16 protein-coding genes are annotated in these 13665 nt (G+C 59.0%); 6 read left to right on the forward strand and 10 right to left on the reverse strand.

Translation table 11 applies throughout. The annotated features are described in order from the left end of the window. Nucleotides 1-268: ADP-ribosylglycohydrolase family protein (locus IIC71_10950; protein MCH7669696.1), on the forward strand; the 268-nt coding region annotated here is incomplete at its 5' end. Nucleotides 269-557: 289 nt separating this feature from the next. Here IIC71_10950 and IIC71_10955 read toward each other — a convergent pair. After that, nucleotides 558-1742 (reverse strand): hypothetical protein, encoded by a 1185-nt coding sequence (locus IIC71_10955; GenBank protein MCH7669697.1) that lies wholly within the window; start codon nucleotides 1740-1742, stop codon nucleotides 558-560. Between the two features lie 104 nt (nucleotides 1743-1846). Then, entirely contained in the window at nucleotides 1847-3184 is a 1338-nt protein-coding gene (locus IIC71_10960) for a Fic family protein (protein MCH7669698.1), read from the reverse strand. A gap of 320 nt (nucleotides 3185-3504) precedes the next feature. On the opposite strand from IIC71_10960, the gene IIC71_10965 reads away from it, so the two are divergent. The 3 genes from IIC71_10965 (at nucleotide 3505) to IIC71_10975 (ending at nucleotide 4879) form a co-directional block, all read left to right on the forward strand. After that, nucleotides 3505-4008, forward strand: coding sequence for a DUF4262 domain-containing protein (locus IIC71_10965; GenBank protein ID MCH7669699.1), 504 nt, complete (start codon nucleotides 3505-3507; stop codon nucleotides 4006-4008). Nucleotides 4009-4259: 251 nt separating this feature from the next. Then, a complete protein-coding gene (locus tag IIC71_10970) occupies nucleotides 4260-4730 on the forward strand; it encodes a mobile mystery protein A (protein MCH7669700.1) in 471 nt (156 codons plus the stop codon). Then, nucleotides 4727-4879, forward strand: a complete 153-nt coding sequence (locus IIC71_10975; protein ID MCH7669701.1) for a hypothetical protein — start codon at nucleotides 4727-4729, stop codon at nucleotides 4877-4879. Before IIC71_10970 ends, IIC71_10975 begins: the two co-directional genes overlap by 4 nt. Here the strand turns inward: IIC71_10975 and IIC71_10980 are convergent. Next, nucleotides 4876-5697: a hypothetical protein gene (locus IIC71_10980; protein ID MCH7669702.1), complete on the reverse strand. Its 822-nt coding sequence runs from the start codon at nucleotides 5695-5697 to the stop codon at nucleotides 4876-4878. The two genes, IIC71_10975 and IIC71_10980, sit on opposite strands and share 4 nt — an antisense overlap. Before the next feature lie 271 nt (nucleotides 5698-5968). Here IIC71_10980 and IIC71_10985 point away from each other — a divergent pair, with 271 nt between their 5' ends. Next, nucleotides 5969-6229 carry a hypothetical protein gene (locus IIC71_10985; GenBank protein MCH7669703.1) on the forward strand — a complete coding sequence of 87 codons (261 nt, stop codon included), beginning with the start codon at nucleotides 5969-5971 and terminating at the stop codon, nucleotides 6227-6229. A gap of 300 nt (nucleotides 6230-6529) precedes the next feature. On the opposite strand, the gene IIC71_10990 is transcribed toward IIC71_10985, so the two are convergent. The 5 genes from IIC71_10990 to IIC71_11010 all read right to left on the reverse strand — a co-directional run bounded on the left by IIC71_10990 (nucleotide 6530) and on the right by IIC71_11010 (nucleotide 11317). Continuing rightward, nucleotides 6530-8014, reverse strand: a complete 1485-nt coding sequence (locus IIC71_10990) for an amidohydrolase family protein (GenBank protein ID MCH7669704.1) — start codon at nucleotides 8012-8014, stop codon at nucleotides 6530-6532. Nucleotides 8015-8396: 382 nt separating this feature from the next. Further along, a complete protein-coding gene (locus tag IIC71_10995; protein MCH7669705.1) occupies nucleotides 8397-9296 on the reverse strand; it encodes a hypothetical protein in 900 nt (299 codons plus the stop codon). Then, nucleotides 9293-9772 carry a sigma-70 family RNA polymerase sigma factor gene (locus IIC71_11000; GenBank protein ID MCH7669706.1) on the reverse strand — a complete coding sequence of 160 codons (480 nt, stop codon included), beginning with the start codon at nucleotides 9770-9772 and terminating at the stop codon, nucleotides 9293-9295. Before IIC71_11000 ends, IIC71_10995 begins: the two co-directional genes overlap by 4 nt. Nucleotides 9773-9873: 101 nt before the next feature. Further along, the gene (locus IIC71_11005; GenBank protein ID MCH7669707.1) at nucleotides 9874-10137 is read right to left on the reverse strand and encodes a hypothetical protein; all 264 of its coding nucleotides are present in this window, start codon (nucleotides 10135-10137) and stop codon (nucleotides 9874-9876) included. A 451-nt stretch (nucleotides 10138-10588) separates the two neighbouring features. Beyond that, entirely contained in the window at nucleotides 10589-11317 is a 729-nt protein-coding gene (locus IIC71_11010; GenBank protein MCH7669708.1) for a hypothetical protein, read from the reverse strand. 214 nt (nucleotides 11318-11531) lie between these two features. On the opposite strand from IIC71_11010, the gene IIC71_11015 reads away from it, so the two are divergent. Beyond that, nucleotides 11532-11960, forward strand: coding sequence for a hypothetical protein (locus IIC71_11015; protein ID MCH7669709.1), 429 nt, complete (start codon nucleotides 11532-11534; stop codon nucleotides 11958-11960). Here IIC71_11015 and IIC71_11020 read toward each other — a convergent pair. Both IIC71_11020 and IIC71_11025 read right to left on the reverse strand, forming a co-directional pair. Next, nucleotides 11937-12308, reverse strand: coding sequence for a nitroreductase family deazaflavin-dependent oxidoreductase (locus IIC71_11020; protein ID MCH7669710.1), 372 nt, complete (start codon nucleotides 12306-12308; stop codon nucleotides 11937-11939). The two genes, IIC71_11015 and IIC71_11020, sit on opposite strands and share 24 nt — an antisense overlap. 59 nt (nucleotides 12309-12367) lie before the next feature. Further along, complete coding sequence (locus IIC71_11025) at nucleotides 12368-13336, reverse strand: NAD(P)-dependent alcohol dehydrogenase (GenBank protein MCH7669711.1); 969 nt, start codon at nucleotides 13334-13336, stop codon at nucleotides 12368-12370. Nucleotides 13337-13665: the final 329 nt, after the last annotated feature.

A 13665-nucleotide genomic window follows, 5' to 3' on the forward strand; every position in this document is an offset into this window, starting at 1 on the left:
AACTGTCGAGAGCCTGGGTGGAGGATGGATTGCAGAAGAGGCCCTCGCGATCGCAATCCTGGTCGCCCTCACCGCCACCGACTGGCATGAGACACTCACCCGCGCCGTCACGCACTCGGGCGACACCGACTCCACCGGCGCCATTACCGGAAATATCCTCGGAGCGCTTTGGGGCGACGCCGACCTCCCCACAGACTGGCTCAACCAACTAGAAGGCCAACCCACCATCACCCGCCTCGCCGAAGAACTTGGCACCGCCTCGCTGTGACCGGTGCCGACCGCATAACGTGGCTACGGCGTGTGGCAACTCGTGGGCACCGGTGTCACCACCAGAGCTCGCGTGCCAGGCTTGGACCAATGATGGGCGTCGATCAATCACTCAAGAACGTTTCGCTACCGACACGTCAATTCGCAATTGCACAGTCTCTTCCCATGTGGCGTGCGATCTCTGAAATCGTCCAACCCCGTTCCACCAATGCATCAACCCCCACGTCTTATTCCTGGGTCAGCATCAGGGGAGGGATCCTCGGGAGAGACAGCGGTCAAACGAGAATCGCTTACGACAGGTCGACAAACAAATAGTCGGAGCCGAAACTGAAGGACTCGAACATGTAGAGGAGCAGTGATTCAACATCGCGCTCGTCAACGGACCAGCACAGATTGCCGGTGATCTCGCCGCCCGGGAACACTTCCGAGATCGTGTCGAGGTCGTCAGGGACCACACCACACGTATCCTCAGGACCGTAGGAGAGGGCAAGATCGCCCACTCCTCGGAAGTCAACACCTGCCAGCAAGATGTCAGAGTCCTGCCCGACGTAGGTGGCACTCACTCTCAAGGTGACGAACGTGCGGCCTGAAGGCGGCGGTGTGTTGAACTGGTTCTCGGCCAACACGATTGTGGTGGCATCGGGATCGAACGCGAGGATGCTGATCTCCCAGTCACCGACGACCACGGTGTCGCCAAGTGCGAGCGGATTTCCGCGGGATCCTCGCTCACCAGTCGCGTCAGGAGGAACCGGGACAGGATATGTGACCTTGAGCGCTTCACCCACGGGAGGCTGACCGAGCACCGCACGGTCGTTTGAGAACCCAAACTCATCGACGATCAGCCTGAGCGATTCGACATCTGCCTCCGCTACCTCCCAACAGAGATTGCCGGAGAACGACCCACCCGGAAACACTGTGCGAAACTGGTCCAGAGAATCGGGTACCACCCCGCAGTATGCGTCGAAGGCCTCATACGCGACAGCAGAATCACCCACGACGGTGAATGAAACCGCCTCGAAGACCGACAGTTCTGTGTCAGAGGTGTTGGCGAAACCTATCAGCCACATCACGAAACGAGTACCGGTGCTCGGCGGATCGTTGAACAGGTTCTCTTCAAGCACGACATCGGCGGCGTCCCGGTCCACAGCCGTCACAACAACCTCTACACCGCCCACCCTGATCCACTCACCTGCCGCCGCGGGGTCATCGAACGTCCCCGCGAACGTTGCACCCTCGGTGGTGGTCGCCGGCGTGGCGACAGCGTTGACCGTGGTCGATGTTTCCACAGCGTTGGTCGTCGTCGGGTCCCCTATGTCCTCGCCTGCGGCGGGAACAACGGAAGTCGAACTGCCCGCAACAACTACGTCGGGTTTCACTTTGCCTGTCGACTTCTCAGAACCGGCGGTTGCACAAGCTCCCACCAACAGCACGCCCGCCACGAGGGCCACCACCGCGATTCGAAACATCTTCGCCACACTCGTCCTTCCTCTTTGCCACACCGAAATGTCCGCTGTCGGACCCACGCACAACTCCGCCCAATCTACCCTTTTCCTTTCGACAGAACACAAGGAGTCCGACGTTACCCGTCTCGCAGCACTTTGTTTGACAGATCGGGAATCGGATGAAACCAATACTCTCGACCGACCATGTGGCGACTCAAGTACCCAAGCGCCTCGAGGTCCAGCAGGTCCATCCTGGCGGTCTGATACACCACGTCGTGTGTGACACTGTGCGTCTTGATCGTGTACACGGCGTCAGGATGTGTGAGCGCGTTCGACAAAAGGGCGTGTTGTCGGTGGTTCAGCCCGTGTACCTTGCGAAGCGCACGCTCGACCTTTCGAACGACCGCAACCCTCGAATCCAAGTACTCGAACAACTCGTCAATCGCACGACAGATGATCTTGAGTTGATGCAAGAGAAAGTACGTGAAGTCAGCTTCATCGGTCTCAGTGTGGAGAAAGGCACGGCCATACTGCGCGGGCGCTCGCATAAGAAGTCTCGAGATCGAGATGTACTCGCTAAGCCAGTAACCCTGTCGAAGCATGGACCGATAGAACAAGGCCCTCGCGGTCCTCCCATTCCCATCAACAAAGGGATGGATATAGCTCAAGCCGAAATGGAGAGCGACCGCACGGACCACCGGGTGTATGAAAGGCTCGCTGTCCACATCGTTGGCGAACGCGACCAATCCATCCAACAAACCGGGAAGGTCTTCCGCACGCGGCGGCCTGTGGAACACGATTGCGGCGTCGAACGGATCACCGACATCGACGCGCTTCTCCCCAGGCTGCTGCATTCTCCCAGCGTCCGCAAAGTTCTCAAGAGTCCCCTGAGTTACCGTTCGGTGAATGTCTAGCACCATCTCGGTCGTGAGTGGATCTGCGAGATCGGTCCGAATCATCTGCATCGTCATGTAGTTGTTAACAACCATACGTTCGGCGGTGGTTCGGGGGGCTCGTCCCGATCTGAGTAATCTCTTCGCCTCGCGGCGAGTCGTCGCGGCGCCTTCCAGCAGGCTGGATGCGACAGCTTCTTCCATGAGGCTCGAAACGAGATACTGATTCCTCGTCGACTCGCTGACAATCGCCTCGGGAACCGCAATCCGACCGGATGCGAACCGATCAATCCGGTGAAGCATCGACAACGTGTCGTCAGTGAAAATGTATGTGAACGCGCGACCCGACGTGTCAATCAACGGAAGCGTGCGCCGGCCTTGTGACCGGGCAAACTTGAGCGTCATCCACCATTCTTCCCGAGATAGATCATCAGGCGGCTGTCGACGCCGGAGGTCGTCCCAGTGAAAATAGCGTCCCTTGACTGTCGGATCTGACAGGTAAGGCAGCAGCGCTTGCAGCCTCTCACCACCAAGAGACGAAAACAGTTCCGTCAAGTCTGGGGGCGAAGACGGAGTCTTCATGTCTGTTACCAATCTGTCGCGAACTACATCGGGTCTAGTAGTTAACTACTAATATGACATGCAATAGTAGTAATTACAAGTGTCGTTCAAGAATTTCGAACCGGCTCTTCCCCGCCCGACTGCGGCCTCCACGCACGTCTGAGCATCCAACGACCGCGGTCACCGGCCGTACCCCGCGCATCCTGCTCCCTTGAGTTGGTCGGAGCTGCCCGGGATTCGGCCGACGTGCGACTCGAGCCGGCTGTTGCTCACTGTCGTTTATGTCGGTGCTCGGGTATACGTTTGGCACATGACCGGCTGAAGAGTTGAAGGGAACACTGATGGAAGCTGATGTCCGGGCCTGGCTTGACCAGGATGACGCACTTGTCGCCACGATCATCCGCAAACACGGCTGGTTCATCCAGTATGTCGGTGGCGGTACCTGCGAGACGCCAGGGTGCAACTGCGCCGAGTTTGCGACCCCGCCCTTTGCTTACACCGTCGGTCTGTTCGGACTCGCCCATCCTGAACTGATCATCCTCGGCGTCCCGCAGGGAACCGCCTCCGGTGTCCTCAACACGCTCGGAAAACGCATCCGCAACGGAGAACCCCTCATGCCAGGGCAATTGGTCGAATTCGACGAGTGGCCGCATCGCATCATCCCCGAAGAAGTACCAAACCCAGGCGAGATCGCGTTTGCCGCGAACCGGTTTTACCAAAGACCCGACGAGGCTTCGGTCCCAATGCTCCAACTCAGCTACGACGACACCCAAGGACTGTTCCCCTGGGAAGAGGGCCACCTCAGACCCGACCTACAACCCCGCCCCGGCACGTACACGGCGTGAAGGACAGACCACGGTTCATCAATCGACGAGGGAATCGCTGGCGCATACGCGCCCGCACCTGGTTGCGGTGAAACTTCAAAGCCGCCGGTCAAGAGAAGGGGTGTTGCTCCCGTGGCTCAACCGGTAGATGTTCGGCGACCGTTACCTGAGGGCAAGTCCCCGGCCCCTTCGCACTCAGAACGATCATATATACAGGCTATACATTGTAATATTAACTGGTATTCACAGTGTATAACATGTAGTATGGTCACATGGCAACACGCAACATACGGGCATGGAAACACATGGACCTTCGGCTAGAACGACTCCGACCGCTCGTTGATTCGCCGCGTCCCCACAAGGGCTGGATCCGGGCAATCCGGGATGCGCTCGGTATGTCAGCTCGCGAACTCGCTGGCCGAATCGGTGTCAGCCAGCAAACGGTATCCGAACTTGAACGAAACGAACTCCGCGACACCATCAAACTCGAGACACTGCGCCGCACGGCCGATGCGCTCGACTGCGATCTTGTCTACGCGCTCGTGCCGCGCACGAGTCTTGACGAGGCCGTGAAAAGACAGGCACGTAAGAAGGCTGCTATGCATCTCGGACCCATCGCCCACCACAGCCTGCTTGAAAACCAGGCGCTCAGTGAAACTGACACCGCTGCACAGCTCGACGATCTCGCAGATCAGTTCATGGACCGCCGAGGACTGTGGTCGGACGTCGACCAGCCTCGGTGATCGACGCTCTGGACCCTGTAGGTGACGGCCACACCGCGCTGTCTGCGGAAGACCGCCTCGGACTCATCCCGACATACATTGCTACCCGAGGAGAACTCTTCGAAGCTGAACAGCGCAACATCGATGACCGGCAAAAACTAGCAGCCTAAGACTCGTCGTTGAACATCCAGTCCAAGACAGCATCGACCGCGTCTGCGACTGCCTCCGCGGAGATATCCCTCTCGGCCGCCACTGCAGCCATCACGTCGTCGTCGGATGGAAGCTCCAAAGCATCAGTGTCCATCAAGTCGAACATCTCACTGTATGCAGCGTACAGGTCGATCTCTTCCGGCGATGGGAGAAGCGACCAGTCCTTCTCTTTCGTCCTGTCCGTCGGTTTGTGTTCCGAATAGTCGCCCCTTTCGACTTCGGATGCGCGGCCCCAATCACCGAACGGAGCGTCGTCCCATACCCCGAGGGTTACCCCGCCAGAGGCCAATTCGGGATAGTGGTAGAAGAAGATATTGAAAGCCTGATACTCGCCACTCTCCCTGTATTGACTCGCCAAATCCTGCGCGATTCGGCGCAGATCTTCTCGACTCGCACCGCTCTCTACAATTACACGTAAGGAGATCCGTACGGCACCAGGGAAGGAGACGTCTTCTTCCTCGAGGATTTCGTACTTTCGAAGTGGCACCTGTGTGGTTGTGCTGCTGCTTCTCGTTGTGGTTTCCACACTCGTCGTAGAGGCGTTCGACCCGGACGGTTCAATGGTGGTCGTGGGGCTTGGGGCCTGTTCCGACGACGTGGTGACCGAGGCCGATCCACCGGTCTCGTCACCGGAAGTCTCCTGCTGAGCTCCAATGCTCTCCACCGCATCGGGATCTTCGCTTGCGAGAGGGGCAGTAACAATGATGACAACTGTAAAGATCAGAAGGATCTTCTGCCACAGGGCACGCCGCGCCCACCACTCAAGGAACTTGCCCATTTCATCTACCCCTCGCTCGACTAGCTAAGCGCCCGACCACAGCGTCACTCAAGCACCCATTCTCGAATCATAGGCACATGGGCCTCGTTTCCGCAACTATTGCCAGTCAGTAACGGATGACCATCAGAATCCCCCTGTCTACAGTTAGGACAGTGACGTTCGTATGGTCAGTTCCTCCAGGCATCGTTGCGTCCGGTCGATCTCCGCACCGTGGCTCACTAGAGCCGACAGCTAAGCGACCGTTCGGCGTACCCGTGGTTCTCAAAAGGTCATGCTCGCTTCTCCGCTGATCCGCGAACCTCGCCGGCTGGATACCGCGCCTCGTTCTTCTCGAACCTGGCCAGAAGGCCTCGTTGAGATCGATGTCGAAAATGTCAGCGATCCCGACAACGTACCGAAGAATGTCTACGAGTTCCTAACCTGTGCGTCCTCTAGTCTCAACCCCGACGCTCTACGCGGCGCCTACCGTCGCGCACTGCAACGAGCAGATTCGGGTGACATCACCGAGCTCGTCGCTTTCGCCCGGACATGACATCGACACCGCTATCACCGACCGGCGGGACGACTGCTGATCGGCCCGCAGATTCACCTGGGTCGGTAGTCGGCTCACTGCGCATGACGGTCGCTAAGCCGCGCTGACACTCGCCGGAACTCACTCGATGGTGGAGTCGATTTCTATTTCCAGCCATTCCGGCCACGAAAGGCTCTCGAGGGTTGTCATGTGGACCGCTGACGCGGCGGCCAGTGGATCGCTTGACGCCAGGTGAGGATGTCTCCGGTTTCGGTTTCACTTCGGACCGTTCCGACGACCGTCTACTCAAAGACGCGCCGTCTAACCGTTCGCAGCCGCCAGAACCCTTGGGCACATGTCCTGCGAACCTGGTGCGCAGTACTCGATGACACCGCCAATCATCGTGGCGAGGATCTGTACTGTTGGCAGCTCGTCGGCGGGGACCGCAAGCAGGTTGTCAGACAGCACCACCAGATCAGCAAACTTCCCCGGTGTCAACGAACCGACCACATCGTCCTGACGCAGCGCATACGCCGACCCCATCGTCATCATCGCAAGACCCTGCTCAACCGTCACCCCGCCACCGCGCATCCACTCGGGCGCTTCACAAATCGTGCCGTCCTCTGCAACGTTGTTCCGCGTCACGAGGCCAAATAGTTCCAGAATTGGACTGATCGGCGGCAGAGCCGGATCGTCACCATGCCACGCCACCACCAGGCCCGGGTTGGCCTTCCCAATGGTGCCGGGCCGGTCACCGAACTCCTTGTAAAAGTCGGTCCACCCAATGTCAGCAATACACGCCGAAGAGATACCAAACACTGTGGGCACGAGACCCAACTCTCCATACCGCTTGGCAACCGTCTCAGTGATAAACGCATTGTGCTCAATACGATGCCGCCTGGTGTTCGGCTGGCCGTCAAGGACCGCGGCGTATGCGTCCTGCACCCGTTCGATGGCCAGATCACCCTGGGCGTGGATAATGACCTGGTAACCCGCAGCGTCGGCATCGCGTATCCATGAAGTGAGCAGATCGAGGTCCTGATACGGGACACCGTTCTCATAGCCGGCAAGGAACGGCTCACTCACAGCAAGCTGCCCGCACACGCCACCGTCGGCAAAGATCTTGACACCGCCAATTCGGACGCGAGGCGCAAGGACCGCATCGGGCGCAAACTGTTCGTACCACGTTCCCTGATCGTCACCACACGGATCGGTGCGTGCCAGATACAACGTCGTCCGCACACGCAGCTCGCCTGAGTTCGCAGCTTCAATGAACAGCTCAGGCAACCCCGGCTCGATCGAAGCATCACCAATCGAGGTGAAGCCATTCTCCAATGCAAGCACCTGGCCCGCTGCAATGCCGCCCATGTCAGTCAGTATGTGGGTGTGCGCGTCAACAAACCCGGGGCCGACCGCGCGACCTTGGAGATCGACAACGATGGTGTCAGGCCCGACAAAACGCTGAATCTCCTCCGCAGTGCCGACCGCTGCAATCACCTCGCCACTGATGGCGATGGCTTGCACCGTGCCCAACGCGGGATCCATCGTGACAACATCACCACCGGTGAACACGATGTCGGCCGCGGCAGGCGCGGGAATCGTGGTGGTCGTTGCCGGAGCAGGCACTGTGGAAGACGATGCAGGCGGCTCGGTCGCCGTTGTGGACACACCCAGCGAGGACGACGTGGTGGCAACGGACGGAGGTGCGCTCGTCGTAACGACTTCACCACCGCTGCAAGCGCCAAACAAGAACGACACAGCGACGCCCACCCCCATCAGAAAGCCAAAGCGTGAACGTTTCCGCACATGTTTCAAGCTAGTGACAGACATCGACAAAAGCGACCCAGTGCTACCAACGGTCGTGACGGGCAACGCCCGTGAACCGCCGCGAATGTCTCGCCATACGAAGCCGACCGCGACAACATCTTGTTCTGGCGTCCTGACACGGCACCCGAGGTGCCGTGTCAGGACGCCAGAACAGAAAACGTCACGGCGTTTCGGACATTCTGCGGGTTAGTGGCTGTACATTCTGTGGATTAGTGGGCTTACATTCTGCGGGTTAGAGGATGTGCAGAGACATCGAATCGGATCGACGGCGAACGTCGCGGACAACGAGCGTCACTGTTTAGAACACGCCACCGTCCCAGGAGGCCGTGGGGTTATTGACCATATCCCCAACACACGAACTTTACGGGACCGTCGTGGTGGGGCCGCCCGGTTCGGAGACCTCTTGATCATTGGCGGCCGTAAGCGAGACATCGACAGACTCGATCTCGACACCCGATTCATCAAACGCGGCGAGTTGGTAAACAGCCGGATCTGACAACGGAACGACGACAACACCGCCAACGGGGCGTTGCCAGACAATGTCGACGCCGTCGGAACGCACCACAACCACACTCGTGCCATCGGGTACACCCAACCAAGCTGCAAACAGCATCGTCCCGGGCGGCGGTGTGGCTGGCGAGTCGTCAAATCGAAACGCTCCGAAGTCGCCGCACACTTGCAGACTCCCAGCCATCCACAGACACTTCGTCGGTCCGTCACCGAGTGCAATCTCGTTCACAAACACGGACACGCCGCCCGCTTCGCCGACGTAGATGGTTGGCCCGCTGAGAACATCGGGGTCGCCAACATTCGCCGTCTCGAACTCGAGGCGAATTTCCCTGCCCAACAACGACGGGTCGAATCTTGGCGCTGGCGCCGCCTCCCCGAAATACATCGGTACACCAGCGAAGGCACCCACAAGCTCGCCGACTGGAAAGCTTTCCCCCGCGATGATTACCCGGCCATCGACCGCCCGCCCGTCGCCCACCGGCGTCACGGTTGTCGGTGGCGCACCGGCCGGCGCGACCGAGTCCGCTGGGGAGCCAGCGACGTCAGACAGGTACCCGATGCGACCGACAGCGATCGACACACCCACCATGACTGCAAACACCGCCACACCAACCGCGAGGTGGCCCGCGCGGGCTGCCAGGAGACGGCGACGGCCACGCGACTCAATAACACCGAGGGGAGCGGGCGCGACACTCGGGACAGTCGAAATCGCGGCTTCGAGCTCGATCACAATTTGGTCTTCGATATTCATTGCATAACCTCTCGCAACGTCGCGACGGCTCGGTGGAGCCGACTCTTTACTGTGCCACTTGGGATGTCGAGTGCCGCCGCCACCTCACGTACTGACCAGTCGAAAAGGAAGCGCAGCACGACGACCTCGCGTTGACGCAGCGGTAGGCCGATCAACGCGCTCATCAGGTCGGGGTTCGGCGTCTTCATCTCCCAGGTGAGCTCGATCGAACCCCACGGGACCTCACGCCACCGTCGCCGTCGACGCGATCTCGCATAGTTCAACGCAACCCGGTACACCCAACCGACCGGGTTGTCGTACGTGCGAACCTTCGACCACCTCTGAAACGCCCGCACCATTGCCTCATCTACCGACTCGCGGGCCAGGTCATGATCCCGAAGAATCACTGCCAGCGCTCGGTACACGCGTTCCCAGGTTTCGCTGTAGAACACACCGAAATCGCTCGGACGTGCGGCCACTACGACGTGAGTATCCATAAGCTCCTTCATTACAACCAACAGACACTTCAGCACCCAGATGGGTTCCATGCCACCGCGACCCGTGGCACGGAAGCGATGTTGATGCTTGGGGTTCGCCGTCAGGGACCAGCGGGTGGCGGTGGATTGATGTGATCCGAGTCGATCGTGATGCCGTCGCTGATTTTAGCGGGTAGCGACTCGAGGCCTGGGGCGCCTAGAACGGCCTGGATCAGGGATACGCTGCCACCGATGTAGGTCCACGAGAAATCAATCTCGGTGGCTACGGACCACGCGCGATCCTCCGGCCACCACAAATTCGCTGTCTGGGTGAACGGCTCCTCAAGAACCGATTCGAGGATGCCCTCGATCGGACCCGCCAACAGGTAGTAGTCGCGACCCGGAAGACGCACTGTTGGCACCGGCGGCTCACGCCGTTTCACACGACGCAGCGACCGCACACGGTCTTCCACTAGCGAGAGTGGACGCAGCCACCACGGGCGATGCAACAAAACAATCCCGCCAGCGGTGCCGTAGACGCGTTGGTCAAAGCCCCGGTTTTCTGTTGGCTTCGCCGCGGTGTCCACTCGGATCGCTGGGCTCAAGTTTGCTTTAAGGAAACAAACGTCTTCTGCCCGAATAGTCGTTACTCAGTCTGTTTACGGCTGGCCAGTGCCGAACCGCCCGTTGATCGTGTGGTGAACCCGATGGATCACGATCGGAAGTTGACCGCCCGGGATGTCGTGTCTGACGATCGATCGGATGAGTGAGAACATGAACGTCCTGTCAAGCGCGCGTTGCGCATGCAGGCCGTTCGACGGCCGATAGCAGTCTCGGCTACTTGCTCTTGCCCGGAGCGTCCGCCGATTTACCCGGGGAGTCTGGGCGGCCCTTGTCCGACTCTGGGCGGCCCTTGTCCGCTTTTTCGGCCTTCGCCGCTTTGTCCTTATTGCCTCGAGCGCAGTCAGCTTCGAACGTCATGAACGTGATGTCGCCGGTGTCACCAATCTCGAAGAGCGGGTCGACGTCGGACGTAGCCAGCTTTGTAGCGTCCGTCTTCCCGATGTCAGACTTGGCGAGATACCGAACAATGCAGCCCTGTCCCTGGATGTCTAGCAGGCTCTTGGCAACCTTCATGAACTGCCCGTGATTGATCTGGCCGTTCGGACCGGCGACAACAACACCGATGACTCCGCATTCGCCGTTAGCGCCGGAATACTCGATCAGACCAGAAGCTGCGACAAAACCCTCAGCCAGCTCTAGTTGCGCTCTTGCGTCAAACGATTTGACGCCGTCAAAATCCCCCAGAGCGTCGACCGGGATCAATCCATCCGAATCAGCCTCCCCGTAGGTCGGGGTCAATGCTCCGTTCTGCAGGTCACACTCATAGAGCGTGTCGTTCGGACCAATGTTTATTGCCAGGATGTGATTGACGTCGTCGTATCCAAAACTGAACACCGTGTCTTCGTCGTGAGACTCCACATCCTCGGCAGCTGCGACAGTGGACACAGCCAAAAGGCCCGCCAACACGAGAAGAACAGCCGACGGCTTCCTCAACTTCGACATAGCATCCCTTCATAGCAACTCCGAAACATAGTACAACAACGACCACGAAGAGTGGTCAACCGAAATTGGAGTCACCACCGCTGGCCGACCCCTCCAATGGACTCAGCCCCCCAAAGGCAGTTTCGGACCATGACCTGGCACGTCGGCTTGCTGCTGTCGAAAACTACCCATATGTAACAACTCGGGTACAACGCCCCAAGGAATTTGCGTGAGTGTGAGGGCTTGGAGTTCGAAAACCCAATATATCGCGTTTTCGAACGCTGAATCCAAGAAAGCCGCTCTACAGCGTCGCATCCGCCTGCTCTACTTCAGGGCCAAGACGGGATTCGATTGCGGACTCAGGAAGGCCCGCCTCACCATCAACACGGACGACGAGCGGCGGGCCAACCCAATCGACGCAACGTACCCGAAAATCGGACTTCTCGTCAGCGATTCTTCGACGAATCGCTGCGGCACCCAGCAAATCCGTGATGAGGAGCCGACCGACCGCACATATAGATCGGCAATAACCCTGACGGTGAGTGGGGGTATCCGTGACTGTGGTGGTTCCTCACATCTCCTTGGCCCCGACACCCCGCCTCGACGAAGGTTCTTGCGGGCGCTCGTCTCGCATCTGTCACTACCGGCGAACGTCCATCTGTAGAAACTCGGTGACCTTTAAGAATCTCGCTGGTGGTTTGGCTGATGCGGGCATCTGTGCCCACCCGATGTCCCAATCCACAACTCTTGGTGAGACCAAGTCGATATCGCTGCCATCGACCCTGAGCCTGGCCTTCCCATCAGCAAGCACGTTCTTGACCCAGTCCGATTTCGAACCGTACATCAGGATGATCAGGTACCCACCGTCGACCGCATTAACCTCGAGCGGCGTCCGGTACACCTCCCCCGATGACCGCCCGACGTGTGTCAAAACCGCATACCTATTGCGCTTTACCTCTCGTTTGTTAAACGTCCGTTTGTTGATCTGCGCAAGCAGACGGGGCAAAGGCATTCAGGCCTCCAATCGGGCAACGGCACCGGACGCGCCGCACTCTTTGTTCTCCGTTGTGTTCATATGGCAATAACAAGTTTTCCGGGAACATGGCCCTCTTCGAGGTAGCGGATCGCATCGGGAACGTCACTTAACTCATAGGTCCGGTGGATGACGGGCGTCACCTTCCCTGACTCGATGAACTCCTTGAGTTCTATCAGGTCTTCCCTGCTGGTTTTGGCGAGAAACGGAACCATCTTCTGACGGCCGAGACGGGAAGCCATCATCACCTTCAACACCCCGGTTATCGGTTGAATCCAGTTACCCAGCTCCTTTGTTCCCGCGGATACATAGACCCCGTCCGGGGTGAGGATTCGTCGGCACGCAGACAGCGACTGTGTGCCAACCAGGTCAAGAATCAAGTCATATCGATGCTCACCGTGTGTGAAGTTGGCCTTGGTGTAGTCAACGACATGATCCGCACCGATCGATCGGACCATGTCGACGTTTGCGGTACTGCACACCCCGGTCACTTCAGCCCCGGCAGCCTTTGCGATCTGCACAGCAAACGTGCCGACACCACCGGATGCACCGTTGATCAGTACCTTATGCCCGGCCTCGACGTTGCCCTTGCGCAGGGCTTGAAGCGCAGTGATCCCCGCCATCGAGGATGCGGCGGCAGCCTCAAACGAGACGTTCGTTGGTTTCAGCGCGATCGAACGTTCCGAGACGCATACGAACTCCGCAAAGGAGCCGGTACTTCCGCCAAACACATCGTCCCCAGGTTGGAAATGTGTCACGTTTTCGCCAACTACTTCGATAGTCCCCGCCACATCGGAACCCGGGATCTTGTTCTTTGGCCTGCGGAGACCGAAGCCAGCGAGGCGGACTAGGTGTGGTCGCGCTCTCATCAGGTGCCAGTCGTACGGATTCACAGCAGCTCCGCGGATCCGAATTAGCACTTGGTCATCCGTGACCGTCGGCTTGGCAACGTCTTCCAGATTGAGGACGTCGGGTGATCCGAATTTGTATTGAACGATTGCTTTCATGTGAGTCTCCAGATTAGGTGCGGTTGATGTTGAGTTGCGAGGCGATCGTCGATGTCCGCGCCGCCGGGCTGCGCGGCCTTCCGTCTGGTTAGTCCGTTCCCCAGAGACCTCGGCGCTGCGAGCTTCAAATGCGACCTCTGTAAAGCAATATCTTGCGGGCTCGCGAGCTGGTGCCCGGTTCCTGAGTTCCCCACGAGGCCGACGAGCCACCCTGGATTCCATGAACCGGTCCCTCCGACCGACGGTCCAACCGCGACCTCTTGGCAATGGACTGGTGCTGCGAACGACCCACCAAGATGTCGGACGAACATAGTGGACACGTTGGTGAC

The sequence above is a fragment of the Acidobacteriota bacterium genome (assembly GCA_022562055.1).
Classification (GTDB): domain Bacteria; phylum Actinomycetota; class Acidimicrobiia; order Spongiisociales; family UBA5794; genus BMS3BBIN02.

Bases quoted from the DNA above. Each gene is read 5' to 3' on its own strand.
- IIC71_10960 (MCH7669698.1), bottom strand. From the start codon at position 3,184: ATGAAGACTCCGTCTTCGCCCCCAGACTTGACGGAACTGTTTTCGTCT.
- IIC71_10970 (MCH7669700.1), top strand. From the start codon at position 4,260: ATGGCAACACGCAACATACGGGCATGGAAACACATGGACCTTCGGCTA.
- IIC71_11020 (MCH7669710.1), bottom strand. From the start codon at position 12,308: ATGCCTTTGCCCCGTCTGCTTGCGCAGATCAACAAACGGACGTTTAAC.
- IIC71_10985 (MCH7669703.1), top strand. From the start codon at position 5,969: ATGCTCGCTTCTCCGCTGATCCGCGAACCTCGCCGGCTGGATACCGCG.
- IIC71_11000 (MCH7669706.1), bottom strand. From the start codon at position 9,772: ATGGATACTCACGTCGTAGTGGCCGCACGTCCGAGCGATTTCGGTGTG.
- IIC71_11010 (MCH7669708.1), bottom strand. From the start codon at position 11,317: ATGTCGAAGTTGAGGAAGCCGTCGGCTGTTCTTCTCGTGTTGGCGGGC.
- IIC71_10995 (MCH7669705.1), bottom strand. From the start codon at position 9,296: ATGAATATCGAAGACCAAATTGTGATCGAGCTCGAAGCCGCGATTTCG.
- IIC71_11025 (MCH7669711.1), bottom strand. From the start codon at position 13,336: ATGAAAGCAATCGTTCAATACAAATTCGGATCACCCGACGTCCTCAAT.
- IIC71_10980 (MCH7669702.1), bottom strand. From the start codon at position 5,697: ATGGGCAAGTTCCTTGAGTGGTGGGCGCGGCGTGCCCTGTGGCAGAAG.
- IIC71_10965 (MCH7669699.1), top strand. From the start codon at position 3,505: ATGGAAGCTGATGTCCGGGCCTGGCTTGACCAGGATGACGCACTTGTC.